We start from the raw sequence: 25325 nt of genomic DNA on the forward strand, positions 1-25325 counted from the left end.
CGTGACGCGATGCCTTATCCGGTCTTGATCGCTGGAATGGTGGTTACGAGCCGATCAATGAGCACTTTCACCCTGAGTAGCGGGTCATCTTCGATGAGCTGCCGGACGTGGATGGCCTGCACGATGGTAGAGGCACGGCGCGGGTGGGCAGCGCAGCCGAGCCAGGACCTTCCAGGTCTTCCAGGCGGCAACGGCGCGTGCCCCACAGGCTCGGATACGAGCATGCGCGCGGTTATCGAGCGCTGATGGCGGGACAGGGCGGCCGCAGCCGATGGCCTGCGAAGGGCGTGCGGGTGCCATCGGCCGCGCCTTGAAATCCCTTGTCGGCGAAGGTCTCCACCCCGCGGGGGTCAGCGCGGCGATCAGGCCGGTGGCACGCGCTCAGGTCAGGTCATGCGTGGCACCGGGCAGCGCAGGTGAGTCCCAGACGATTCGGCCGGCCGGATCGGCCAGAACCTGCACGTTCACGCCGTGGCGTCGATGTTTACCGGGGTAGTACGGCCGTTCGTCGGCCAGCCGGTCGATCGGGACCAGTGTGCCGTCCAGGATGACGTAGGCCAACCGGCCGGCGTATGAGACGGTAGCGTGGACATCGTCGGCAAGCATGACGAGCAGGTCGGCGGCCTCATGGACGTAGCGCCAGGCGGGTGCTGGTGCCGATGGCGAAGCCCGCGGCCAGGCGCCCTTAGGTGTCGCCGTTGCGCAGGTGGGCCAGGACCAGCAGGGCTTGCCGAGACGGGTTAAGGCGCCGCCACCGGCAGTGGTGCTCGACACGCCGGGCGGGAATCAGCCCGGCCAGGCGGATCAGGGCGTGATTGGACAGCGGAATCGCGGCGGAGTAAGACAGCAACGAGGCTCTCCGGTAGAGGCATCGAATCTTGGTCGGATTGCCGTCTTACCGAGAGACTCTTCTTATGCCAGCCGGTCCCGGCGCCGGCCCTGCTGACCTGCACGATCAGGCCGGAAGGCTTCCGTCTACAAGCTCAGCACGCCAAGGTCACCGCGGAGCGAGCCGACTGCAGCGGTGCTGCCCCTCACGAGAACACCCGCATCGGCAGAGCGGGTACGCCTTGCGAGGCTCTCGCCACGAATATCGCTCTGACCAGGCCAAACAGTAGTCAGGTGACGGGTGATAGGAAGTCGTTGTTCAGGAACCGGTGTAGGTCAAGCGGCCCGCCACATATCGCTCAGTAATAGACATACTTGGCTCCGTACGAGTCGAGCTCTCCTAAAGCGGGTGCCGCAGGTTCGAATCCTGCCGGGGGCACTCACCTCGATCGCCATATATAGCCCCTGACCTGCGGCTTCACAGCCGCAGGTCTTTTGTTTCGCCACCCTCGATAGGCAGCGGACGGTGCCCGTACGCAGCCGTACGACCATGATCAGGGGACATGCGGGGGATGATCTTGGAGACATTTCCCCAGGTCAACCCCTGATTCCGGGTCATCCACGCAGCGACAACCCGCTACGACCGTCTCCGCGCGCGGGCGACGCAGCCATCGATCGTGCCAAATACGTGCGTACAACCCGGAACGGCAACCGGTCATCGCCATTGAGGGCGTCGTCACTCTCCTGGGCTACGCCCTGGCCGCGGACCATCGCGATCGGGCAGCCACCATGCCAGATCCTTCCCGTGGAGGGCCGGGGCTCAGCCAACCGGGCGATGCCGCCGGCAGGGCGGGCTCGTGCACCACTCCCGTGGACGCAACCCCTGACACGCGGCACTAAATCGTGGAGTATGGCCATCACCGGAAGGCACCCTTCCATCGAATGGCGCCTTCCGAGGGGCCGCTGTTTGTTGTGGGAGCGCGTCCAGGAACGATGGAGCGATCCGTTCGTCGTGGAGGCCCTGTCAGCGGTCCGCTCGATGGAGGACTGGGCCGAGGCCACCCGGCGCATCGGCTACCACTTTGGCACCGACGAGGTCCGTCGCCGCGTCGACCGCCGCCCGGCCTACATCCTGGACGACGGGACGAGCGGTAAGAGGCACATCGCGTCGATGACCGGCCCTGCCACTGGTCACCAGCTCTGATGCGCGTTCAGGGCGCGGTGCGGCCGATGCGCTGCAGGCACCGCTTCATGATGATGACGACAGCTTTTTGATCGTCGGTGAGATGTCCCATGTAGGCGTGGCCCGCGACCGCGTCCGCGGATTCGGTGAGGTCGTCTCCGAGCGCGTCCATCAGCACCTTCACGGCCGCACGGCGCGGCGTCCAGTCCGGGCCGGGTTCTCGTGCGACGTCGTCGCGCAGTAGGGCGACCTGGCGGCGGACCTCCCGCCGCCGGGTGACGTCGTCGTCGCCGCGCAGGAACTCCAGCGCCTCGTCCACTGCGGGGTGCGACAGCTGCGAACCCTGGACCACCGCCTCCGTCATCAGGTAGCGGATGGGAGCCACCTTGCCGGGCGACAGGTCATCGAGGATGGCCCGTACTTCGGGCCGGTTCAGTACGCGGTGGTCGCGTAACTGATCGGGGACGATGTCGTCGGGGAGCGGATTCTCGACGAGCAGGCGCGTGAGGCCGCCGTCCAGCAGCCACTCTTCCGTGAGGCGGGCACCGGTGATGTGCTCCGCCGCCAGGAGCGTGGCGGCTTGGAGCCCGATGACGTCATCGGTGCCGGCCGCGTCGATAACCGCGTCAGCGTCACCCGGAAGGTGGCCGGAGCGGGACGGGGAGGACGTCAGCCGGACGGCGAGCAACCGCCCGGCGGCGGCGTAGCTGAGCCGGTCGTACTGACCTCCGTCGAGCAGCACGTTCACCGCTCGCCCGCGGGCCGACAACGCCTTCAGCACTTCGGGTCGTGCGCCCTCGCACCCGTTCGGTTCGACGACCAGCGTCCAGTCGCCGATCGTCCCGGCGACGAGACTGGGCAGGATGCCGGGGATGTCCGCGTTGTACTGCTCGCTCTGGGCGTCCTCGAAGCTCAGAGACTCGGCCTCGGCGAGGTCGGCGCCGAAGGCTCGCGCCACGTCGTCCAGCCCCGATGCCTCGCACCAGGTCAGACAGGTGGGATCGGAGAACCACGCGGAGACGAGTCCCTCGTAATGGGTGAAGTCGTCTTCCCTCATGCCGCGGTCTCCATCATGTGGGGCCGGCGGGCGTCCTGGAACGCCCGCCGGCTCAGCGCTTACTGGGCGGGTGGCTGGTGGTGCAGCTCGGCTCTCGCGTGAGGCTCTGCTGGTTTGACTATGCCCGTCGTCAGTTCGGTGTGCGCCACCTCCTGGAGATTGGCGCTGGATGCCGTGACGAGGGCCATGGAGCTTTCGGGCAGGCAACGGCGGTCGGCGACCCGCCATTCGTCGTGGGCTTTGACCAGGCCGGCGCCGGCCAGGCGGAGCATCTCCGCACACCACAACGCTTCCCCCCGATCAGGGCCGTTGCGTTCTCGGCTGGTGAGACTGCTGCACCCCTGAGCCGGGTGGGCAAGTAGGGCGCCCCGGTGCGGAGATGACGAACGCGACCCCTCATGATCGTCGGTGTCTAGCCAGTCGATCAAGAACAGGGGCCGCGTTCGCGTGCCATCATCCACGATCGAGGTGCTCTCTCGCCACCTGGAGCACGTCGCCCTCACCGACCCCACCTCCGACCTGCCAACCCTGGCCGAGGTGCTGGATGCCGTAGCGCAGTGAACTTTCTGGTGTCCTATCGGTATGAGGATGAGAGGTCTCACCACGGGTTGTTGGCGACATACCCGAGATATACCGGGGTGTGCTCCAATTTCAGGTCGAAGCACCAAAGTCAAAGCCTCGGGACGGAGAACACATGCGAATATTCGCAAAGGTCGCGGCCATAACCATGCTAGGCCTGACAGCGGCAGGGACGGGGCTACTGGTAAGCCCCAGCACTGCAAACGCTTACCCAGTCTGTAGGACGGGGGTCGACCACGCCCCGAACCCCGACGAAGGTTGGGCCGTATGTGACAAGAGCTTCATGCATCGGGTTGTCGTCACCTGCAAAGTATCCGTCTCTTCGGCAATGGCAACAAAGGAGTACGGCCCTTGGAAGGCTCCAGGCATCAAATCGTGGAAAGCCTGCCCAACCGCCAAGCCATACATGAGTTCCGCAACTTACCAGTTGGATACATGATCGAAATCTGCGGATCTGACGGGAAGGTTCCTCGGCAACGGGGGTATCACTCCAGGGGCTCGACTCGGGAGCGCAGGGCCGGGCCGAAGCGTTCTCATGTGGTGAGACCGATTAGCTGAAGGCCGTCGGCAGGGTGGCTGCGGTAGTGGTCGGTGGCGGCGGTGATGTTGGTCCAGCCGATGAGGCGAGTCAGGCCGATGGCCAGGTTGCGCAGGCCGGCTAGGATCCGGGGCGCGGCGCCGGTGCGGACCTTGCAAGCGTCTTCGCGATAGGTGACATCGCGGATGTGGTGCAGGGCCTCGACGCTCCAGTGCCCGCGGATCAGCGCGGCAAGCTGGGCATGAGTGACGCGGCCCGGTGGCAGGCTGGTGATGGCGTAGATCGTGACGATGGTGGTCTTGCCGGTCTTGAGGTCGGTGCGGCGGCGTTTGACCTGGATGGCCTGGGCGGCATGGGGAAAGGGCAGGCCGGGTCGGGTGGTGCAGATCTTCATGCGGCGGATCTCGCGGCGGCCGTGCCCGCGCTCGTCGGTGCGGTCGTTGAGGACCGTTTCGCGCCAGGGCAGCGCCTTGAGCCTGCGGTGGAGCGTGGGCTGGTTGGCCTTGACGATGAACAGGAAGTGGCCGCCGGCGGCGACGAGTTGCCGGGCGTGCTCGGCTTGGGTGTGCAGGGCGTCGGCGGTGATGACCATTGCGGACAGGTCCAGGCCGGACAGCAGGGGTGTGAAGGCGGGAATCTCGTTGCTCTTGGCTTCGACCTGCCGCTGGGCCAGGACGGTCTGGGTGTCGTGCCGGACGGCGGCCAGTAGGTGAGTGACACTGTCGCCGGTACGGCTGCCGCGCAGGGTCTTGCCGTCCACGGCTAGGCCGAGCAGGGTTGTACTGGCGGCGGTGATCGTCTGGGTGGTCGTTTCTGGCGGGTGGCCGGGGGTGATCGCGGAGAGGTAGGCGCAGGTCGCGGCGTCGAAGGCATCGCCGTCCAGGCGGGCCAGCAGCCGTCCGAGGGTGCTGGTGGCCAGCGGGGTGGCCGGGAGCCCGAGCTGGGTGCGCAGGTCCGGGTCGTATCCGGCGATGAACCGGGTGATCTTCGCCAGGGATGTCGCTCCGCTGAGGACGGCGAGCAGGGATAACGCGAGCAGCGGGCCGAGTCGGTAGCGACGTCCCCGGCGGTGACGTGGGTCGGGTACGGCATCCAGCACCTCGGCCAGGGTTGGCAGGTCGGAGGTGGGGTCGGTGAGGGCGACGTGCTCCAGGTGGCGAGAGAGCACCTCGATCGTGGATGATGGCACGCGGACGCGGCCCCTGTTCTTGATCGACTGGCTAGACACCGACGATCATGAGGGGTCGCGTTCGTCATCTCCGCACCGGGGCGCCCTACTTGCCCACCCGGCTCAGGGGTGCAGCAGTCTCACCAGCCGAGAACGCAACGGCCCTGTCCCCCCGATCAACAGGCTGGAGCATCACATGTGTGTCCTGGGCAGGGTCTCGAGGTTCTTTCGGATGCTTGGCGATTACTCTGTTCTACGAGGGGCTTTAGTGAGGCTGGAATCAAAGCCTTGCGACGGCCAGAACTGTATAAGCCACTCCTCAGCTCCTCGTGGAGGAGCATCTTCATCTGGCCAGCTCCAGCCGCTTCCTGGACGACGATTTGCCTTGATCGCCCAATCGCTGGCATTTTTGCGCAGATCCATGAGGACACTCGGGGGCCCGCTGCCGAACAGCTCACTCAAGTAGACGAGACCCGAACTGGAGTAGAAGGATGCGGTCTTACTTCTCTCCCAGGAGCCGGAGATGTCGGGAGGGGGGCCATCCCATAATTCCAGGGTGACCGAGGTTTCGTGCCACGGAGCACTGCTCAGGAATACTGCCCAGTTCAAGGTCGCCTCGAACCAGGAGCCATGGTTGAGACGTGCTGAGATCTCCTCCAGGCGAGGCCAACCAGGTGGCTCGTCCAGTGTACCCTCCTGATCTCTCAGCAGAAATTGGCTTCTCTCCACCGTGATGACCTCGTGGAGGCGATCAACAAGTTGTGACATTCATTCTCCATACGTCCAATAATGATGCAGTGTGCTGCCTCCGCGGAGGCAGCACACTGCATTTAGATGGGCATCACGTTTTTGTGTTGCGTCGGACTAGGGATTGATTCGCGTGCCCGCCCTGTTGTAGAGGCGGAGGAAGAAGGCGTCTCCATCCAGCATGCGATCGTATGCATAGTAATACAGGATGCCGCCTTGACGGTTGTCGCCCCATGCACCGTTCTCTGCGGCTGGGATGGGTTTCACCGAGTAGTTGACGCCTCGTGGCCGGTAGTTACCTGCGTCGTTCGGAAGATTTTCCTGCCACCATACCCACGAGCCTTCGTAGGTAGAAGCGAACGGGAATTCGTCGCATTCGTTTCCAGCGGTAACCCATGGCGCTTGCCCCGCGCCGCTCCACGTGGGGAAGTATGACCAGCGGCATGCCGATTGCGACCTGCCGCGGTTACGGGCATTGCGGTTACCGTCTCGGACGCGTTCGTCTTCATATTGGTAGAGCCGGTGAATGAATTTATCCTTTGTGAAGCCCGGAATTACTTTTGGAGTGTCCTTCCGGATTTCCGGAACATTCGTGGGCCAGGCGTTCGCGTGGTCCGTTGGCTTGGGATGAGTGGCATTGGGGTTGGAGTAGGCCAAGGAGATGTGCGAGTATGCGTTCGGGTAAATGCTCTCCTTCAGAGCGATCGAGGGTGTCTCGTGATCGAAGATGCATCCTTCCGCATATCCAACATAGTGGGCGGAATCGCATCGGATGCTTTGCTTCGGCGGAGCCATTCCTTCTTGATAGTCGTTGAGACCGATGAGATGGAGGGTGGTCCTCGTAGTACAGGTTCCGATCAGTTCGCGGTTGTTGGACCCTGCCGATCCTGCGTCGACATAGGACTCGAACTTGAAGTGCACCGTTCGGTCGTCCCAGTAATCTTCGTTTCCGATGTACGACGTTTTCAGGCCGTCTCTGGTGACCGAAAGGCAGGCATTTCCGTTGGGGTAGCCGGTCCCCATCATACCGATGGAGAACGTCTTCCCCTTGAAGTAGTCACCTTTGAAGGGGTTATGAATCGCTTCGTCCACCCAGAGATCGAATTCTATGGTCCGACTTCCCTGATAGGTGCGCCCGATCAGAATTTGCGGGAACCAGACCTCATCGGTGGTTGCCGGACGACCCTGTGCGTCCTTTACGACGTCGCCGAATCTGTTGCGCTTGACGCGAACCAATCCGGACATGTATGTGGCGCACCACGAGAACCGGTTTCTTGCATAGCCCTTGGGGTTCTGAAGCACGTTGCTGCCGGAAGGATATCCGTAGGCGCTTCTCGCATTTGACTTGCAGTCGTCGTTGTCCTTGATCCTGTCGTACTTGAAATTGCTCGCCGAGTACGTAGATGCGCGGTTAGGAGACGTGGCTGAGGACTGCGTGGTCGGCTGACTCTCACCTTTCGAGGCGCGAACGTTGACGGGTTGCCAGCCAGTCCAGGGACCGTTAACGCCGTCGACTGTGGCGCGGGCTCGCCATCGCGCCTTCTCGCCGTCCCGCAACTTGCCCTCGGGGACCTGCAGGGACACCCGGGTCTCGCCGGGCTTGGCGGTGGCCTCACCCGACCAGATCAGCCGCCGGTCCGTGCGCACCTTGCCCGCCTTGGCTGACTTGGTGGGCTTGCCGGCGATCTCCACTTCCACCTTCGCCTCGCCCTCGCGCCCGGCGGACAGCCAGGTGGTCAGGCGGGGGGTGAGGGTGGAGGCGAGGGTGACCCCGTCCGCGGTGCTGCCGCCGTCCACCGTCAGTCTGTCGATCGCGGGAACAGGATCCGTAGCGGCGTTGAGGCGCTGTTGCTGCGTTGCCGTGCTCGTCGCGGCGGCGCCGATGGGGGCGTTCATGTCGGCCTGGATCTCGGCCGCGGTCTGGACGCGGTTGTAGATGCGCACCTCGTCGATCAGTCCGCTGTAGAACTCGTCCAGCCAGATGTTGTTGCCGCCGAGGCGCAGGACACCGCCGTCGTCGGCGAGGTTGCCGGTCATCGGGGTCTGGTCGATCTGGGTGCCGTTCAGGTACAGGGTGACGATCGTGCCGTTGTAGGTGACGGCCAGGTGACTCCACTCGTCGATCGGCAGCGGATCGTCGCCGACCACCGACTTGAAGGTCGTGGCGTTGCTCAGCCAGCCCAGGGGAACGCCGCCGTAGGACGCGTACATCCCGTAGGCGGGGCCGGAGGCGTTCTCTTTCATCAGCACCGTGTGCCAGGCGTCCACGGTCGCCGGCCGGACCCACGCCGAGAGCGTCAGTGTGTTCGCCAGGCGCAGCGACTGGGCGTGCGGGACGGTGACCCAGCTGGAGGTGCCGTTGAAGGACAGGGCCTTGCCGTGCTTGCCGTTGGCCCAGGTGGTGTCGGTGGCCGCTCCGGTGTTGTGCTGCCCGGAGGAGTCGCCGACGGTGGTGCCCGAGCCTTCGTTCATGCCGTACGCGGCCACCAGGCCCGGGGTCGCCGGCGCGGCGGTGACGGCGGTCGAGACCTCGTTCGAGGACGGGCTGAGGTTGCCGGCCGCGTCGGTGGCCAGCACCCGGTAGTAGTACGTGCCCGCCGTGAGGCCGCCGTCGGTGAAGGTGGTGGCGGTGACCGAGCCGACCTGGTTGGCGGCCGACGGGGTGAAGCCCGGCGTTGTGGAGCGGTGGATACGGTAGCCGGTGACGCCGACGTTGTCGGTCGAGGCCGTCCAGGTGAGCTGGGCGCTTCCGGAACCGCCGGTCGCGGCAAGCGAGCCGGGCGCGGTCGGCGCCTGGGTGTCAGGCGGCGCCGCCCCGCCGATCGGGGTGGTCATGTCGGTCTGGATCTCGGCGGCGGTCTGGGCGCGGTTGTAGATGCGCACCTCGTCGATCAGGCCGCTGAAGTACTCACTCCAGACGACGTTGCCGCCGATCCGCAGCGGGCTGCCGTCGTCGTAGAGGCTGCCACTCAGCGAGGTCTGGTCGATCTGCTGGCCGTTGACGAACAACCGCAGCGCGGCGCCGTCGTAGGTGAGCGCCAGGTGGCTCCAGCTGTTCACCGGCAACGGCGAGAGTCCGTCGGCGGTCGCCGAGCTTTCAGGATCGGTCTGCACCCAGCCGGACGGGACTGTGCCGCCGTTGGCGGCATAGACGGCATAGGAAGCCCCGCTGGCGCTCAACTCCTTGGTCACCACGCTTCGCCAGGCGGTGCCGGTCACCGTGGTGGGGTTGACCCAGGCCGACAGCGTCATCCCGGTCGTCAGGCGCAGCGACGCGGCGTGCGCGACCGTGACCATGCTGGAGGATCCGTTGAACGACAGTGCCTTGCCGTACTTGCCGTTCTGCCATGACGTGGCGGCGGCCGCCCCGGCGTTGTTGCGGCCGGAGGAGTCAGCCACGCTCGTGCCTGTTCCTTCGTTCATCCCGTAGGCCGCCACCAGCCCGGGTATCGGCTGTGACGTGTCTGCGGCTGTGGTGAACGACCAGGTATAGGGCGCCATGACATTGCCTGAAGAGTCCTTGGCGCCGCTGACATCGACCCGGTACGTTTTCTGGGCGGCGAGCCGGGAGGCCGGCGTGAAGGTCCACTCGGCGTTGCCGTTGCTGCCCGTCAGCGTGCCCTGCACGATCGCGTCTGATTGATCTTTGATCGTGAGCTGGACCTCAGACACGGTCTTGTCGAAGATTACTTTGACTGGGGTGCCAACTGACACGTTGGTAGCGTCCCGGCTGGGCTCAGTCCCGGTCACGATCGGTGCGTCGGTGCTGGAGACACCCGTGGTGAACGACCACGTGTACTGCGGCACGGTCACATTCTCGTAATTCCTCGCCCCGCTCACTGTGGCCGTGTAGGTGGTGTCTGTGGCGAGAGACTGATCCGGGGTGAAGGTCAGAGTCTGATCACCTGGTTCCAGGGCTGCGTTGCCCGCCACAGAAGCACCTTGTGAGCTCGTAACGGCGATGTCCCCGCCGACAACAGGTTCGCTGAACGTTACTTTGATCGGCTTATTGATGGCAACGTTCGTCTGCGAATCAGCCGGCGACGTAGACACCACCGATGGAGGCGCCGGCGGCTCTGTAGGCCTCGGGCCGTTCAAGAATTCTTCGATCTGTTCAGGCGTCAGCCCCTCCGGAAGAACCATGTCCTCCGGATTAGTTTCGGTATAACCATCCCCAGTAAGGGCAGCTGCGTCCATCTGCTCACGCGGAACCGCTGGGGGAGCTTGCACCGGGACGGCCGACGTCGCAGCTTCCAGGACGTCTGCAGTCGGGCTGTCTGGAGACATTCCCCAAATTGCGACGATCTCTTCTTGCGCGGGCGTGTAGTCGATGATGAGTGCGGGTGGGTGACGGTAGCCGGGGTAAGGGCTGCCGCCGCCGAACTGACTGGAGTAGTACTGGCGCCAGTTGATCGCGGCGGTCTCGCTGGCCGCCTTCAGCACGATGCCGTGGTTGGGCTCCGTTTGGTCGATCCAGGCGCGGGTCATGGCGGTGACCTCGTAGAAGAGCTCCTCGTCCTTGGCGCACCAGGTCGCGGGGTCGGCGTCGTAGTTGTAGCCGGCCTGGTTCACCGTCTCCGGGGCCGTGCTGGAGGGCTGGTTGTACCAGTCCAGGCTGTCGATCGTGCCGTCCAGGGTCCATTCGCCGGTGACGCGCGCGGCCCGGATGCCCGTGCCCATGATCTCCCCGCACAGCTGTCCGTTGGGTCCGCCGGACTTGTAGTTCCATATCCGCAGGTCGGCGTCGTTGACGGTGGCGCCCTGCAGCACCGGGTCGCTGGTGTTGAACTTGAGGTACACACGGGCGATGTCGGCGCTGGTGGAGGTGGTGCCCGCCCGGAGGTACCCGGCTGCGGAGTTGTTGTTGTAGGGGTCGTTCTTGCTGATCCAGGCGTCGTCGGGGGCGCCGCCGCCGAACCAGGTGGAGGACGCGGCGACGGTCACCGGGTAGGTCACCGCCGGATCGGCCAGGAACTTCTCGTCCGGGGTGAACACGAGCTCCGAGGTCTTCCCGGTGGTCTCGACCTGCGCCTTGACCGGGTGGGTTCTGCCCTGGTCGGGGGCGGCCTCGACCTTGGCGTCCGTCGCGGTCAGCACGATCGGCGCGGCCTTGGCCTTGCCCTTGGTGTCCTTGAGCTGCGGCAGTCCCTGCGGTGTCTTTCCGAAGGTGGTGCCCTCAGGCAGGGTGAGCGGCAGCCGTACGGTGACGGGGGCGGTCGGCCGCTGTCGGAAGACGACCTGGGAGATGAAGCCGTCGGCCTGGGCCAGGACCACCAGGTCCGCTCCGGGTGCTACGGCGTCGGGGTAGGTGATCGCGTTGCCGGAGACCTTGGGTTCCGGGAGCGCGCGGGTCACGCCCAAGCCGATCTCGCCGTGCTTCCCAGGGGCGGACACCAGTTGCTTGGCGCCGCGCCCGCCGAAGGTGAGCGGGGTCTTGACCCGGGTGGCCTGCAGCTTGCCGTCGCGGGCGACGATGCGCGTGTCGATGGGTTCCCAGGCGCCGCTGGCCGCGTTCTTGAGCTGGACGGGCCGGGTGTGCAGCTCGGCTCGCATGTTCTTGCCGTCGGGGTTGGCCCAGACCTTCATGGTCTCGGTGGAGTGGGTGGGGACCTCGACGGGTTTGCCAGTCTTGGCTGCCTGGTCCCAGGCCGCTTTGAGTGTTGGTTCCGTGGTGCCGGCTGTTGTCTTGGATGCCGCGGCAGGGGGTGGCGTGGGGCCCTGGGCGATCGCGGGCGCGCTCATGAGCGAGAGCGGCAGTGCCAGGGCCGCGATCAGAGCGCTGCGGCGGCGCGTTCGGGGGGATAAGCCGGGAGCTAATCGGCGTGCGTTCATGCACAACCTTTCGAACGAAAGTAGCAAAACGGCCCTGATCATCACATAAGGCGAAACTAAAAGTAAAGATCCTTTTCAGTATCGGGAACGGGATGCTCCGTGATCACAGGCCGGCGTGGACCTGCGCCCGCCGGATCACAATCGACCAGCTCATAGCCTTGCGAAGCTGTGTCGGCGAGTATCTGACATGGATGATCTTCGCCAGTCGCAGACGATTTTGGCCTGTCACCTAGCGGACCCCTATGGGTGAGACGGCGGCCATGCCGGCGATGGCAGCCCAGCGGATGACGGACTCAGAGACCTTCAGGTCCCGTTCGTAGTCGCGGGCCAGACGGCGACAGGCGGGCAGGCAAGCCAGCGTCCACATGGGATGGCGCAGATGATACGGACCGCGACTTGGCGTAAGGCCACGCCACCGAGAGTGATGCTGTAATAGCACGCGGCCAGCCCCAGCCCCCGGTCGCGTCGGTGGAGGACTGCGCAGCACTACTCGCATACAGGCACCCGCATGTGAACAGCGGGAACGCCTTGCGGTCCTCCTTCCACAAATGTGGCTCTGACCAGGCGCAACACCCATGATGAGCTGATCCTCAGCAGGCCCACGCCGAAGAGCTCAACACATGTCGAGGAGCACCTACATATTGTCCCATTAGTAGAGAAACTGGACTCGCTGTTGCTGGAGCTCTCCTAAAGCGGGTGCCGCAGGTTCGAATCCTGCCGAGGGCACTCACCTGGATCGGCATTTCAGGCCCCTGACCTGCGGTTTCTCAGCCGCAGGTCTTTGCTTGGCGGCCCTTGATAGGCAACCGACGGTGCCCGCATGCAGCCGTAAGCCATGATCAGGGGATATACACGGGATGATCTTGATGGCGTTTCCCCAGGTCAGACCCTAATTCTGAGCCATACCGGCCTCCGGCAACCGCTACGCCCGCCAGACGCGGGATGAACACAGCCGCTGATCGTGCCAAATACGTGAGTAAATCCGAGCGTCCTTGCCGATGAGTTCGTTGCGACCCACGACAGTGAACAGGCATGCTCGCATCGATCTTGATGCGCGACTCTCCCCGCAACTACCTCACCGGCCCTATCCTCCGCCGCTTTCCCCGCCGCCAGGAAGAACGCCGCCGAGCTGGTCCTGACAGCGGCTGGAGAAGAACTGAGCCCAGCTTCGTCACGCCGTGAGCATGCGTCGGGAACGCGCCGGACGCATCCGCGCGAAGCGGAGCCAGCATCGAATGCGGGCCGTTGACGCAGGAAGGTGTCTCAGAGCGTCCGCGGCGCAGTCACCTATCTCGGTGAGCCGGCGGTTGCCGCGAGATCGTGAACGCTTCCGCACAAGGCGGGATTTGCGCCACCATGATCGCATCGTTCCGACGAAGGAGGCTGCTTGGTCGTTTTCGCCTGTGCAGGATGCGCCGCCGTGGTGACCGCGCGGGTGACGCGGGTGGCGCTTCCCGACCACTCTGGCCAGCAGTACGGCCATGGCCTGCTCCCCGGTCTTCTGGAGCCGGGAACGTACGCGGTGGACCCTGGAGACGGCCGGACTTGGCAACCATTGAAGCCCGAGCCGGAAGAGCATGGCGTCCGGCTACTGACGTACTGCATCACTGGACCTCCGAACAGGATCGCGATCGCGCCGGGCGACGTCCGCGGAACCGTCTTCATCCCGGAGCGGTTGGGCGGCTGCTGTTGCGGCTGGGACGGCCAGTACGGTCCCAACTTGGCGTGCGCGAAGTGCGGCTGTCCGGTGGCCACCCGCGTCGATGACTGCGGGTTCTGGCAGGTGGTCTGGCTGGAGCCGGACGCCGTGCGCCCCGTCGCCGTCGATGGCCCCGTCCAGCGGGTGATGGATTGGGAGAAGTTGTCCAGCACGCCGCCCGTTGACCAGCCTGGTTTCTGGAGCCCGCTGTGGGAGGCCGCGGTCGCGGTGGCACTGGCGCACCTGCTGGCGGTCTCGGATGGTAAGCGGGTGTCCGTCCCCGAGGGGTCTGTCGCCGAGGCATTTCGCCGAACGATCGACAGCCTGCTCCCTCCAGGGCCACCGGAACGACACCTCGTCCTGGCCGGGCCCGGCCTACCCGCCGCCATCACCGACATCGCCCTGGTGCCGCGGCATCCGCAAACCGGTGAGATATGGCCGTGCGACGCAGGAGCGGTGGTGCCACTGGCCGCGGACGTATGGATGTACATGGCCTTCAACGATGATCGGCGGGGCGTGCCGACGGCGTACGGGATGCCTGCCGGCGTTCGCCGTGACGATCCACCCCCGCTGCTGCCGCATACTCTTTTCCGTCCCGACGGGCGGGTGTTCCTCAGCACGCTAAAGCGGCTGACGGCGGTTCGGCAGCCGTGGTTACGCCGCATCCACGACCGGGTGAAAGACCGCCCGTACATGGACCCGTTCTCGTAAACGCCAGGCCTCCAACCTGGGCACATACGCCGCGTGACGGCGGCGTCGCAGAGGCCGCCTGGTTGCAGGAAGAAGCTTTCACTCGCCAGACCCCAGAACGTCACGAGTGATCAGCAGCTTGTGGAGTCGGCCCATGGCGGTCCAGTCCCCTATGTCGGGCTCCCCTGGGTCGGCTCCCCATTCGGCAAGCGATTCGTGCACCAGCTCAGCACTACCGGAACGATCCAATACTCTCGGTCTCCTCACCGACCGGACCCAGACAGGCGAACAGCGGCTACCAGATCACCTGGCACAAGTGACCAGTCTCGCCCAGTCCTCGCGTAAGAACCGTAACCCAGCGGTTCTTACGCGATCGGCCGGGCGATCAGCGCGTACCTGCCCACCACCAGCAGGGCCGACATCCCGCCAGGACGCTCACCAGGCAACAGCAGGCCAGCATCAGCCCTCTTCCCCCGCCGCAACACCCGGCCGTCAGACCAGACCGCGAACACCAACGCCAGCAACGGCCACAACCCGAGCAGCGGCTCAACCGCGACGAACGGCCCCGCCAGCACCTCCCCAGCAACACTGTCCGTCCGGCTCGCCACGCTGAAGTTGTGCGCGGCGTGCGCACCACACACCAGCGCCACCGGCAGAAGCCCGAGCAGCCGTGATGGACCGCGCCACCGCAACAGCAGCCCCACCCCGAGCCCCGCCACCGCCGACCACGCGACATGGAACCCGGCCTGCAGGAACAGAGCCTTGATCATGCCAAATGCGTGCACGCTCTGCTTCCTCGACGAACACCTGCACCGCTCGGGCCTGGGACGATGACCCGCTGGTCCGCCTGACTCCTAAAGCGGGTGCAGCGAACGGTGCCCGTATGCAACCGCAAGACCATGATCAGGGTAATGCAGCAGATGATCTTTAGGCGCTCTCCAGGGCAGACCCTGATTCCGAGCAATCCAAGCTGCCGACAACCCGCTAAGACCGGCCGCGTATGCGACCAACGCCGCCGTTGATCGTGCCGACCACATGCTTACAATCCGAAGACCGTCCCTCCCCCGCCGTCGCCATTGAGGGTTTCGGCGGCCTCTTGCCCTTGGCCAGGCAAGGCCTGGATGCCGGCGGCGCGGCGTTCTCAGTACAGTGTCGGAGTGGCAGGTGAGCAGCTGAGTGTGCGAGTGGACAGCTGGATATGGTCGGTACGGCTCACCAAGACTCGTTCGATCGCGTCCGACGCCTGCCGGGGCGGTCACGTCCGGGTCAACGGGGTGCGGGTCAAGCCCGCGCACGCCGTACGGGTCGGCGACGAGGTCCGGCTGCGGCATGAGGGACGCGAACGCATCGTGGTCGTCTCCCGCGCCATCACCAAGCGCGTCGCCGCTACCGTCGCCGCCGAGTGCTACGTCGACAAGAGCCCTCCGCCCCCTCCTCGCGAGGAGACCGTTACGGTGGCCGTCCGGGCTCGTGGCGCGGGGCGTCCCACCAAACGCGAACGTCGCAGCATCGACAAGCTGCTCGCTCGTCCAGCGGTAGAGGGACAGCGGGGCGGTCGAGCGCGCCCGGAGTGATCGAGCACGATCTCATCGAGGTGGATGTGCGGAGGTGACCGGCCTGCGGAGCAGCACCGCCGACGTTGTGCCGGTCCGCCGCCGTAAGCCTCCGACGCTGGTCAGCCGCTCGCACTGCCGAAGGGATTTATGTGGTGGGCGGCGATGGGCATACGGACTGGTCGCGGCCCGGGGCGGACCCATGGCGTCCGATGAGGGTCGGCTGGTCTCCAGGACGACTCGCTCTCGCCGGCCCCGAGCCTGGCCTGTTCCCACTCCCGGCGGGTCACCGGGCTTGTCCCCCGCCGAGGCCGCAGCAGGAGCGTAGGCGCAGCGCCTGTTCTCTGCGCTGGGCGAAGTCGAGCAGGAGGGCCCAGCTCCCGCGTGCATGGCCGGGATCACCATGGCCGAGGCCGCTCGGCGGCTGCGCGCCCGGCCCGCCGATGACGCCGCCGTCGCGGCGATCCTGGCCGGTTCGTGGTCCGACTCGGCAATCTGGGTGATCATCGACTTCCACCAGGCCATGCCGGTGCTGTCGCTGTCTGCGGTGCCGCCGAACCAGCATCACCGCACAGCCATGGAAGATCTTTTCATCTTCTTCGCACCGGACGTTCTGTGACCCCCCACACTGAAGGCCGTGACGAACGATCTCACCGACGCTCGGAACCGCCTGGTCCCTCCCCGCCGGCTTCACCAGGTGGCGGCCCTGCTCAACATGCCGCACGTGGACGAGACCTCCACCCACGACGACAACGCCCCGCAAACCAGACGACAGGCGGCGCTGTACGCCAGCATCGCCGACTGGGCTCGGCTCTCGGCGCAGGCCGCCGAACAGCTCATCGATCGGGACGTACCCGAGGCTACCGACCGATTCGCCTACCTCGTCGAATACACCGACCGGCACGCCAAAGGCTGGCACCCAGCTCCCAGCGAGCGCTCCAATGGGATCACCCTCGCTGAGACGGCCGAGACGGTCGCGCGAACCGTACTTACGGGCTACATCACCCACCTGGACGAAAACCGCGAGGACTACCAGTTGTGGCTCGTGGACTCGCTGTCCCTGCGCGCGAGCGCGTGGCACGTGGACACCGCCCAGGTGCAGCTCGGCGGCCGCCGCCCCAGCTGTCCCTCCTCAGCGCTCACGTTCAAAGAGGCGGAGATTCCTCCTCACGCCGTCGAAGTTCGCACGCCCGTCCAAATACACCGGTTCATGAATCACCCCATCTGCCCATAGCCGCCGGGCAGCGGAGAGGTCAGCGCGGGAGAAGCAGGGGCCCAGCGTCGTCATGCCGTGTGCATGCGCCGAGAACGCGCCGGACGCATCTGCACGAAGACCGGGTTGCGGAACACCGAGCCCGTCAGCAGGCATTGGCCCTGCCCCAGCGCGGGAACCGTCGACCACAGCGCCTCGTGCACGCCCCCCGTGGTGGCACGTACGGGCGCGAGGTTGCCGGCCGACTTGAGCTGATGGATGAACCGGGTGTTCGCCAGCTCGAACAACTCCTCCGGCACGTGCCCGGGCTGCTGCGACACCAGCGCCAGGCCCATCCACCGCTTGCGGCCGCGGCGGCTGATGACCTGCAACTGATCCAGCACCGCTCGCATCCTGCCCGCACTGGCCCGCGAGACGAACGTGTGCACCTCCTCGATCACCACCAGCACCGGCGGCCGCGGCCGGCCGTCCTTGCCGATCGGTTCGTCGCGAGCCACCGCGATCACCCTGTCGAACAGCGCCTGCAGCAGGAATGAGATGGCGATGTTGCGAGCGGTGTCGTTGGTCTCGCTCACATCGAAGACGCTCAGTCGCCGCTCCACGAGCAGCTCGTCCACATCCAGGTACGGGGTGTTCCTTGTGGGCATCCAGTCGAGCATCTCGGACCTGCCGAGCTTGTACAGCTTGTTCCTCAGCGTTGAGGCGGTGGCCTTCTCCGCCATGCCGGGCCGCCCTGGGAACAGGGGCATGCTGCCCGTGGTGGTGTCCTCCTGCAACCCGTCGATCAGGTCGCTGAGGTTGTACGGGCGGTCGGGCGGAGGCGGCGTGGGGGCGGCGAGAGTGCCCATCCTGCTCGGCCGGGAAACCCGCTCCGCGTTGCGCCGGGCCTGGGCCGTGATGGCTCCCCACATCCTCACCTGGGGTTCGCTGAGGTCGAGGATGTCCGCGACGATTTCCTCGGGTACGTCGGCGATCGGCACCTTGAAGGGGAGCGGGTCGGGCGCGTCCGTCATGCCGGCGTTCGGCACGTACACGCGGAAATCCGGGATGCCGCGCGGAAGCCGTTCCTCGAAGTGTTCCTCCAGCAGGCGTGCGAGGTGGGGCTCGTCGTTTCCCTGGTCCATGCGGACGTACTCGCCCTCGACGTCGATGGCGACGACCGCCCACCCGGCGCGCAGGGCCTCTTCCATCAGCACCTGAGTGGTGTTGGACTTGCCCGAGCCCACGGTGCCGAAGATGCCGGCATTGCGCGGCAGGAAGCCCTTGTTCGCCGAGGCCGCCTCGACCCGGACGTCGTCGTAGCCGAGCAATGAGCCCAGTTGCATGTCACCTTCGATGCCGAGCATCCGGCGCAACCGGTCGCTGGGATAGATGAACACCCGGGAGTACGGCCGAGGGCGGGTCGAGGTGGGCAGCACGTTCTCCGAAGGGGTCACTTCGCCGAGAATCTCGATCGTGCCGGCGGCGTAGTACGCGGGCCGGAACTGGGTGCGTTCAGGGTGGAGCAGCGTGGTGCGGCTGATGGCCGAATCGGGGCCGATCTCGTGCGGGCTGTGGAAGGGGCCTTCGACGACGCGTCCCAGGAAGGTGATGCCTTGTTCGGTGTCGTTGACGCCCACGTACGCGTCTCGCCGGAAATGGCGGCGCAGCTGTTCCGACACCATGACACCGCTGCTCGTGTTGTCCGTTCCCGGCCCGTCGAAGGCGACGAAGCCGAGCGTGATCAGGGAACGGGCGAGGCTGGCTTCCGCGGCCTCGAGGTCTTCGGCGGGGATCTCCCGGTCGATCTCGGAATCGACAGGTACGTCTGGCTCTTCCGGCTCTTCCAGCGGTTCGTCGGCCTCGGCTTCGACCTGGATATCCGAGCTCATCCTCGTGTCCTCCGTGGGTCCAGATCGGTGAGCCCGTGCTCGACCCCGAGCTCCAGCAACCGAGTTTCGATGAAAGCGCGAAACTCCCCACCCTTGAACATGGTGCGGGCCACGTTGTCGGCGAGGTCGATATGGAAAGGGAAGCCGCGGGCGGTCGCGGGCGCGCCGCTGTCCGGCAGGCCTCGTGTCCAGAGCGCGTCGGCAAGAAAGAGCGCCGCGGCCTCCTCGGCCCGGTCCCGGTGGCATTCCAGGATGAACGGACGATGCCCGGCCTTTATCAGCAGGATGGTGACTTCCGGCCCCACCTCCGCGATGAAGGCCCTGAACGTCGCCCGGTCGAGTTTGTGGAAATTGGCCTTGATCGTTCCTGCGTTTTCGTCACCGTCAAGGAAACCGGTGAGGTCGTCGGCGAGCGTGCGCAGCTCGATGAACTCACCGGGCTCCAGGACGATGCCGGCGTTCAGCACGTCGAGATCCTCGGGGCTCTCGCTGACCGCGATGAAGCATTGGTCCTTGACGTATTGGCGGACGAGGTCGAAAACAGCCGGCAGGTTCTCTCTCGGATGGCCCACGCCCGTACGAAGCTGGAAGGGAATCAGCTCGCCGTGGATCATCCGCCAGTCGGCCTCCTGCGCGAGCAGGATCTTGCGTTCGCCGAACAGCATGAGCGCCTGGCTGGCCAGATTCGAGGTGCCGTGCACCTTCCGCAGGTTGCCGAAAAACTCCCTGGCCGAATCTCCGGACGTGGTCAGCTCGTGCTCGAAAACCCTCGTCACGAGGCCGACAGACTCGCCGGTGTTGGTGACGACCACCACCCCGATCTGGACTTTCGTGCCGCTCAGGAGCGGTACGGCGGCCACCGTCCCGTCGGAGGCGGCGACGATTCCCGAACCCAGAAGATTTTTGGCCCACTGCATCTTCTCGGGCGTCGGGCGGCGGATTTGAGAACTCAAATCTGGATTTTCCGCCAATATCTCCTGGCGAAGCTGCTCCCGCCGTCCATGTGAGGCCAGAACGGCCGCGTCCACCCGCTCCCTCAGGCGGTCGAAATACGTTTCGAACTCCATCCATGGCGCAACCGACAGAATGTCAGCAAGGCTGTGCGCGTCAGGCCGTTCCACTGGACCTCCAGCCTCCGATGACGCTTCGCAACCGATCACCACACTCTGCTGCAGAGTAACCACGGGACCGACAGAGATCCAGGTCTTATAAAGACCCGGTCGCCGTCGGCGGAGCAGCTCGGGAACAATCGCCAGGCCGAGCGACTTCGGCTTCCTGTGACACCGTTGCAGGCATGGGTGCTTAAGCTCACCCATTCGGGGTCGACAAATTCGGACTCCGCGGCGGGGCAGTCGCCCTGTTGTAGCTCCTCAAATCCGGAGCTCACCTCGACGCTGATCTCATGGCCGTTGACGAGCGCGAGTTGGGAGGTGCGTTCGTCGTCGTCCGCCTGGCTGACCCATTACGGAGGCGACCGCCAGAAGGAAGGGGAACGGCTTGTGCAGGGCGCGCTCACCGCCCCTGGTCCAGCGCCGGCTCTCGGTGACCCGCTCGATCCGGTCGACGATCGGCCAGCGTAGGGCGATCTTCCGACCTCGGCATAAGTGTTTCGTGGTAGTCGGCCGCGCCCTATAGTCGCCGAGGTGAGCGATCTTCAGCCTGGTGTCTACCAGCATCTGATCACTCGCGAGGTGGACGCCCTCCTGCGTGCGGTGTCCGATCGCGAGCTGATCGACCGGCGGTCGTTGGATCTCGCCGACTCTCACGAGACACTGGCCCGGCACCTGGCCGCGCTCACTCGCCGGGCGCTGCGCTCTGTGCGGGGTGAGAGCGACACGGTACGGCTGGCCCGGCAGGTGGAGATCGTGAACCGGGTCGCCGACTTGATCGGTGAGCTGGTGCCCGAGGCCGCCGCGCCCGAAGAGCTCGTTGAGGCCGCAGATGAGCTGCTGGGCATCGCCAGGGGCCGGGACGAGGGCGGGCGCGTGCACTTCCCCGCGCGGCCGGTGATCCCCCTCACCGGAAGCGCGTTGCTGGTCAACGGCCGCGGACAGCCGGAGATCGGCCATGAGCTCAAGCGCGAGCTGGCCTCCGCCGGCCACGTCGATCTGCTGTGCGCGTTCGTGAAGTGGAACGGCGTGCGGGTACTGGCCGAGGCGATCGAGGAGTTCATACGGCGCGGCGGCCGGCTGAGGGTGGTGACCACCACCTACATCGGTGCCACCGACCGCCTCGCTCTGGACCGGCTGGCGGCCATGGGCGCCGAGATCCGCGTCTCCTACGACACCCGGACGACCAGGCTGCACGCCAAGGCGTGGCTGTTCCACCGGGGCAACGGCCTGTCCACCGCCTATGTGGGCTCCTCCAACCTGTCGCGCACCGCCCTCAGCCACGGACTGGAGTGGAACGTCCGCCTCGCCCAGGCCGAACAGCCGCACCTGATCGACACGTTCGCCGCCACGTTCGACGACTACTGGGGCGATCCGTCGTTCGAGCCCTACGATCCGGCGCGAGACGCCGAGCGGCTCGACCGCGCCCTGTCCGCCGAGCGGACGGGCGGCCGGCCGGTCGTGCTCGACTTCGCACACATGGACGTCCGCCCGTACTCCTACCAGCGCGAGATCCTCGACGAGCTCGACGCCGAACGGCAGATCCACGACCGGTGGCACAACCTCGTCGTCATGGCCACCGGCACCGGCAAGACCGTCGTCGCCGCGCTCGACTACCGGCGCCTGCGCGCGGCCGGGCAGGCGGAGTCGGTGCTGTTCGTCGCCCACCGCAAGGAGATCCTGCGGCAGAGCCTGCTCACCTTCCGGCAGGTGCTGCGGGACGAGACGTTCGGCGAGCTGTACGTCGACGGCACCCGCCCCGAGCAATGGCGGCACGTGTTCGCCTCGATCCAGACCCTGCACCACAACCCGCTGCAGGCGCCGAACCGGTTCGACATGGTGATCGTGGACGAGTTCCACCATGCCGAGGCCACCACCTACCGCAGCCTGCTCGCCGGAGTGCGGCCCCAGGTGCTCCTCGGCCTCACCGCGACCCCGGAACGCGCCGACGGCCAGGACATCAAGCACTGGTTCGACGGCCGCATCGCCGCCGAGCTGCGCCTGTGGGAGGCGCTGGAGCGCGGGCTGCTGGCCCCGTTCCAGTACTTCGGCGTTCACGACGGCACCGACCTCCGCCAGATCGGCTGGCGCCGGGGCCAGGGCTATGACGTCGGCCAGCTCTCCAACGTCTACACCGGCAACGACCGCCGCGCCGCCGTGGTCCTGGAGACCTTGCACCGCAAGATCGGCGATGTCGGGCGGATGCGGGCCCTCGGCTTCTGCGTGAGCATCGAGCACGCCCGTTTCATGGCCGACCGCTTCACCCGGGCCGGGCTCCCCTCCGTCGCCGTCACCGCGCACAGCTTGCGTGACGAGCGCGACCAGGCGCTACGCGACCTGCGAGACCGAAAGATCAACGCCGTGTTCACCGTCGACCTCTTCAACGAGGGCGTCGACGTCCCGGAGATCGACACCGTGCTGTTCCTGCGGCCCACCGACAGCGCCACCGTCTTCCTGCAGCAGCTCGGGCGTGGGTTGCGGCTGGCCGACGACAAGCCGTGCCTGACCGTGCTCGACTTCGTCGGCCATCAGCACAAGCAGTTCCGCTTCGACCGGCGCTACCGGGCGCTCACCGGCGCGAGCCGTACCGGCATCGCGCGGGAGATCGAGCAGGGGTTCCCGACACTGCCCGCCGGCTGCGTGATCGACCTGGACCGGGACGTACGCCGGCTCGTCCTCGACAACGTCCGGCAGGCTCTCAGCCTGAACTGGCGGGACCTGGCACGCGAGCTGCGCGACCTCGGCGATGTCGACCTGTCCACGTTCCTGCGGGAGACCGCGTTGGACGTGGAGGACCTGTACCGGCGCCGCCAGGGCTGGGCCTCCCTCAGGCACGCCGCCGGCCTCGACGCCGCCCCTGCCGACGAAGCGCTCGGCCGGGCCTTCGGCCGCATGCTGCACATCGATGACGTCGAGCGGCTCACCTTCCTGACCGATGTGCTTTCCGGGCGGGTGCCGCGGTCGCCGCGCGAGCTGCGACTGCTGGCCATGCTGGACGCGATGTTGTGGGGCGGCACCGAGCCCGTCTCCGGGATGGAGGCCCGGCTCGCCCGCCTCACCGGCGCCCGCGCGGCGGAGCTGGGAGAGCTGGCGGACGTGCTCCGCTCGGGACTGCGTCACGTGGCCTCGCCGCTGGACCCCGTCGTGCCCTTGCACGTGCACGCCCGCTACAGCAAGAACGAGGTGCTGGCCGCCTTCGGCATCGACCGGCCCGCGCACATGCGGGAAGGCGTCAAACACGTGCAGGAACACCGGGCGGACCTGTTCTTCGTCACCGTGGACAAGTCGGAGGACCACTACTCCCCCACCACGCTTTACCACGACAGGGCGATCAGCGGGGACCTGTTCCAGTGGGAGTCGCAGAGCACCCTGCGCTCGTCGGCCGCGACCGCCCGCCGCTATGTGACTGGCGAGTCCACGGTCCACCTGCTCGCAACCATGTCCCCTTCAGACGGCCCCGGGGGATCCGATCCAGCCGCGTCGAGTGACGCGGTCGAAGGCAGCGCGCTCAGCCCCGGCTCGAATCGCCGGCACCGATCACGGCCTGGCTGCTGCGCAGGAACGAGGCCGCGACGTTCGCCGGCTGGTCGAGGTAGCCGGCGACCATGGCGCCATCGCGGATCAGCATGAGGTCGTCGGCGACCTCTGCGGCGTTCGTGATGCCGAGCGGGGCGATGAGCTGCTCGAACGTCGTCCTGTTCCAGCGGCGATGCGCGTCGACCGCCTTGCGGATCGGGCTGTCGGGGTCAGGGTGTTCGGCGGCGGCGTTGATGAAGGGACAGCCGCGGAAGCCGGGCGCGCAGGCGATGATCCCGATCGCCTCGGAGATCACCCGCAGCGTGACATGGACGTCGCCGTCGCCCTGCTTGATCGCCTCGCCGATGCCGTCCCGCTCCAGCGCGGCGCGGCGTTCGAGGTAGGCGACGACCAGGTCGTCCTTGCTCTTGAAGTGCCGGTAGAACGTCACCTTCGTCGTGCCGGCGAGGTCGATGACCTTGTCGACGCTCACCGCGCGCAGCCCGTGCGCGTAGAACAGCTCGCTCGCCGCCTCAAGCAGTCGCTCGCGCATGGGGCTGTTCATGTTCGAGATCATACGCGTCCCTCCTCCTCTCCCCTTGCGCCGGACCTCGCCGCGGGGCTAACGTCAGCGTTGGTAGAGTTACTAGTCATTCTACCTAGCTGACGTGCGAGAATAAGGACAGAGAATGACCATCGCCATCGACACGAACGCCAGGCCCACCGCCGCGGCGTTGCGGAACCTCTACGTGGTGCGCTTCGGATTCGCCGTCGTCTGGGCGATCCTGCTGTTCCTGACCGGGCCGGGCTCGGGTCCGGTCAGCGTGGCACTGCTCGTGATCTACCCGCTGTTCGACGTCGCCGCGGCCATCGTCGATCTACGCACCTCCAAGACCGCGCGCCCCACCACGGCCCTGTACGTGAACCTGGCTCTCAGCCTGCTCGCCGCCATCGGCCTGGCCGTCACGGCCGCCTCGGGCGTGGCCGGAGCGCTTCGCGTCTGGGGCGCCTGGGCGATCACCGCCGGGATCGTGCAGCTCATCGTGGCCGTCAACCGCCGCAGGCTCGGCGGCCAGTGGCCGATGATCCTCAGCGGGGCGATCTCCACGCTCGCCGGGACGACGTTCATCCTCCAGGCCGGCACGCCGACCGCGTCGCTCACCACCCTCGCCGGGTACGCGACCATCGGCGGCGTCTTCTTCCTCATTTCCGCCCTCCGCCTGCACCGCACGGCGAAGAGCACCTGAGCCCCGTCCGCCGCACTCGACCACCAGCGGCAGCGCACGACCGGGCAGGCAGGCCAGGTCGAGGTCCACGGGCCGCGACACCCCGGCAAGGGTCGCCGTTCCGTAGAGGGGGGTCCACCGGTCGGGGCCCGGTGTCCGCGATGAACAATCACCGGGTACGAGGCAGCGCCTGGAAAGTCGGCCGCGCGCACGCCATCCGCCTGATGCGTTTTGTGCGTCCCGCTTGCGCGAGGAGGTCCAGCATGGTGAGGTCCGAAGTCGTCGCAGCCAGCTGTTGTTGCCTCCAATCCGACCAATCGTCGGGCACGCCGCTCACTCGCGCCAGCCGCCTTCAGCGCGCGCAAAATCACTGCCAGCAACGTCTCCCGGTCAGGCTCCTCGCCGTCGCCCTACCGCCCGCGACCCGCGCGGAGCAGCACATTGCCGGCATGCATCCGCCACCCCGGCCGTTGCCATCCGCCCGCCGCCGGTACGGCCGAAAATCGGTTGCCTCGC

The 25325-nt window shown here is 66.4% G+C and carries 14 protein-coding genes and 3 pseudogenes; 7 read left to right on the plus strand and 10 right to left on the minus strand.

What is annotated here, in order from left to right:
* Window positions 1-67: 67 nt before the first annotated feature.
* Window positions 68-850 (minus strand): annotated as a pseudogene (locus ETD85_RS13325) (transposase family protein).
* Between the two features lie 945 nt (window positions 851-1795).
* On the opposite strand from ETD85_RS13325, the gene ETD85_RS13330 reads away from it, so the two are divergent.
* Window positions 1796-2032 carry a hypothetical protein gene (locus ETD85_RS13330; protein WP_138689991.1) on the plus strand — a complete coding sequence of 79 codons (237 nt, stop codon included), beginning with the start codon at window positions 1796-1798 and terminating at the stop codon, window positions 2030-2032.
* 7 nt (window positions 2033-2039) lie between these two features.
* On the opposite strand, the gene ETD85_RS13335 is transcribed toward ETD85_RS13330, so the two are convergent.
* From ETD85_RS13335 to ETD85_RS13350, 4 genes are all read right to left on the minus strand, one after another.
* Window positions 2040-3068 carry a DUF6461 domain-containing protein gene (locus tag ETD85_RS13335; protein ID WP_138689992.1) on the minus strand — a complete coding sequence of 343 codons (1029 nt, stop codon included), beginning with the start codon at window positions 3066-3068 and terminating at the stop codon, window positions 2040-2042.
* 59 nt (window positions 3069-3127) lie between these two features.
* Entirely contained in the window at window positions 3128-3340 is a 213-nt protein-coding gene (locus tag ETD85_RS13340) for a hypothetical protein (protein WP_138689993.1), read from the minus strand.
* Window positions 3341-4180: 840 nt separating this feature from the next.
* Window positions 4181-5413, minus strand: coding sequence for an ISAs1 family transposase (locus ETD85_RS13345; protein ID WP_138689994.1), 1233 nt, complete (start codon window positions 5411-5413; stop codon window positions 4181-4183).
* 804 nt (window positions 5414-6217) lie between these two features.
* On the minus strand, window positions 6218-11932 hold the full coding sequence (locus ETD85_RS13350) for a LamG-like jellyroll fold domain-containing protein (protein ID WP_138689995.1): 5715 nt from the start codon (window positions 11930-11932) through the stop codon (window positions 6218-6220).
* 1387 nt (window positions 11933-13319) lie between these two features.
* Between ETD85_RS13350 and ETD85_RS13355 the strand changes: the two genes are divergently transcribed.
* Entirely contained in the window at window positions 13320-14342 is a 1023-nt protein-coding gene (locus tag ETD85_RS13355) for a hypothetical protein (RefSeq protein WP_138689996.1), read from the plus strand.
* Window positions 14343-14686: 344 nt separating this feature from the next.
* Here the strand turns inward: ETD85_RS13355 and ETD85_RS13360 are convergent, their stop codons facing one another.
* Complete coding sequence (locus ETD85_RS13360; protein ID WP_138689997.1) at window positions 14687-15091, minus strand: hypothetical protein; 405 nt, start codon at window positions 15089-15091, stop codon at window positions 14687-14689.
* A 414-nt stretch (window positions 15092-15505) separates the two neighbouring features.
* Between ETD85_RS13360 and ETD85_RS13365 the strand changes: the two genes are divergently transcribed.
* The 3 genes from ETD85_RS13365 to ETD85_RS13380 all read left to right on the plus strand — a co-directional run bounded on the left by ETD85_RS13365 (window position 15506) and on the right by ETD85_RS13380 (window position 17108).
* Entirely contained in the window at window positions 15506-15895 is a 390-nt protein-coding gene (locus ETD85_RS13365) for an RNA-binding S4 domain-containing protein (RefSeq protein ID WP_240779129.1), read from the plus strand.
* A gap of 367 nt (window positions 15896-16262) precedes the next feature.
* Entirely contained in the window at window positions 16263-16493 is a 231-nt protein-coding gene (locus ETD85_RS13375) for a hypothetical protein (protein WP_138689999.1), read from the plus strand.
* Between the two features lie 18 nt (window positions 16494-16511).
* On the plus strand, window positions 16512-17108 hold the full coding sequence (locus ETD85_RS13380; RefSeq protein ID WP_138690000.1) for a hypothetical protein: 597 nt from the start codon (window positions 16512-16514) through the stop codon (window positions 17106-17108).
* Between the two features lie 50 nt (window positions 17109-17158).
* On the opposite strand, the gene ETD85_RS13385 is transcribed toward ETD85_RS13380, so the two are convergent.
* From ETD85_RS13385 to ETD85_RS67480, 3 genes and pseudogenes are all read right to left on the minus strand, one after another.
* Window positions 17159-18958, minus strand: a complete 1800-nt coding sequence (locus tag ETD85_RS13385; protein WP_170246652.1) for an ATP-binding protein — start codon at window positions 18956-18958, stop codon at window positions 17159-17161.
* Window positions 18955-20079, minus strand: a complete 1125-nt coding sequence (locus ETD85_RS63055; RefSeq protein ID WP_170246653.1) for a hypothetical protein — start codon at window positions 20077-20079, stop codon at window positions 18955-18957. The genes ETD85_RS13385 and ETD85_RS63055 overlap by 4 nt, the downstream gene beginning before the upstream one ends.
* Before the next feature lie 351 nt (window positions 20080-20430).
* Window positions 20431-20526: pseudogene (locus tag ETD85_RS67480) on the minus strand (phosphorothioated DNA-binding restriction endonuclease); the annotation flags it as partial.
* Between the two features lie 438 nt (window positions 20527-20964).
* On the opposite strand from ETD85_RS67480, the pseudogene ETD85_RS13390 reads away from it, so the two are divergent.
* Window positions 20965-23469 (plus strand): annotated as a pseudogene (locus ETD85_RS13390) (DEAD/DEAH box helicase); the annotation flags it as partial.
* Window positions 23470-23575: 106 nt separating this feature from the next.
* On the opposite strand, the gene ETD85_RS65705 reads toward ETD85_RS13390, so the two are convergent.
* Window positions 23576-24148 carry a TetR/AcrR family transcriptional regulator gene (locus tag ETD85_RS65705; protein WP_240779130.1) on the minus strand — a complete coding sequence of 191 codons (573 nt, stop codon included), beginning with the start codon at window positions 24146-24148 and terminating at the stop codon, window positions 23576-23578.
* A gap of 124 nt (window positions 24149-24272) precedes the next feature.
* On the opposite strand from ETD85_RS65705, the gene ETD85_RS13400 reads away from it, so the two are divergent.
* Window positions 24273-24830 carry a hypothetical protein gene (locus tag ETD85_RS13400; protein WP_138690004.1) on the plus strand — a complete coding sequence of 186 codons (558 nt, stop codon included), beginning with the start codon at window positions 24273-24275 and terminating at the stop codon, window positions 24828-24830.
* Window positions 24831-25325: the final 495 nt, after the last annotated feature.

Source organism: Nonomuraea zeae (genome assembly GCF_005889725.1).
GTDB lineage: Bacteria > Actinomycetota > Actinomycetes > Streptosporangiales > Streptosporangiaceae > Nonomuraea > Nonomuraea zeae.

Excerpts from the sequence above, each read along its gene's own strand:
- ETD85_RS13335 (WP_138689992.1), bottom strand. The coding sequence starts at position 3,068 with ATGAGGGAAGACGACTTCACCCATTACGAGGGACTCGTCTCCGCGTGG.
- ETD85_RS13340 (WP_138689993.1), bottom strand. The coding sequence starts at position 3,340 with ATGCTCCGCCTGGCCGGCGCCGGCCTGGTCAAAGCCCACGACGAATGG.
- ETD85_RS13350 (WP_138689995.1), bottom strand. The coding sequence starts at position 11,932 with ATGAACGCACGCCGATTAGCTCCCGGCTTATCCCCCCGAACGCGCCGC.
- ETD85_RS13360 (WP_138689997.1), bottom strand. The coding sequence starts at position 15,091 with ATGATCAAGGCTCTGTTCCTGCAGGCCGGGTTCCATGTCGCGTGGTCG.
- ETD85_RS13375 (WP_138689999.1), top strand. The coding sequence starts at position 16,263 with ATGGCCGGGATCACCATGGCCGAGGCCGCTCGGCGGCTGCGCGCCCGG.
- ETD85_RS13385 (WP_170246652.1), bottom strand. The coding sequence starts at position 18,958 with ATGAGCTCGGATATCCAGGTCGAAGCCGAGGCCGACGAACCGCTGGAA.
- ETD85_RS65705 (WP_240779130.1), bottom strand. The coding sequence starts at position 24,148 with ATGAACAGCCCCATGCGCGAGCGACTGCTTGAGGCGGCGAGCGAGCTG.
- ETD85_RS13400 (WP_138690004.1), top strand. The coding sequence starts at position 24,273 with ATGACCATCGCCATCGACACGAACGCCAGGCCCACCGCCGCGGCGTTG.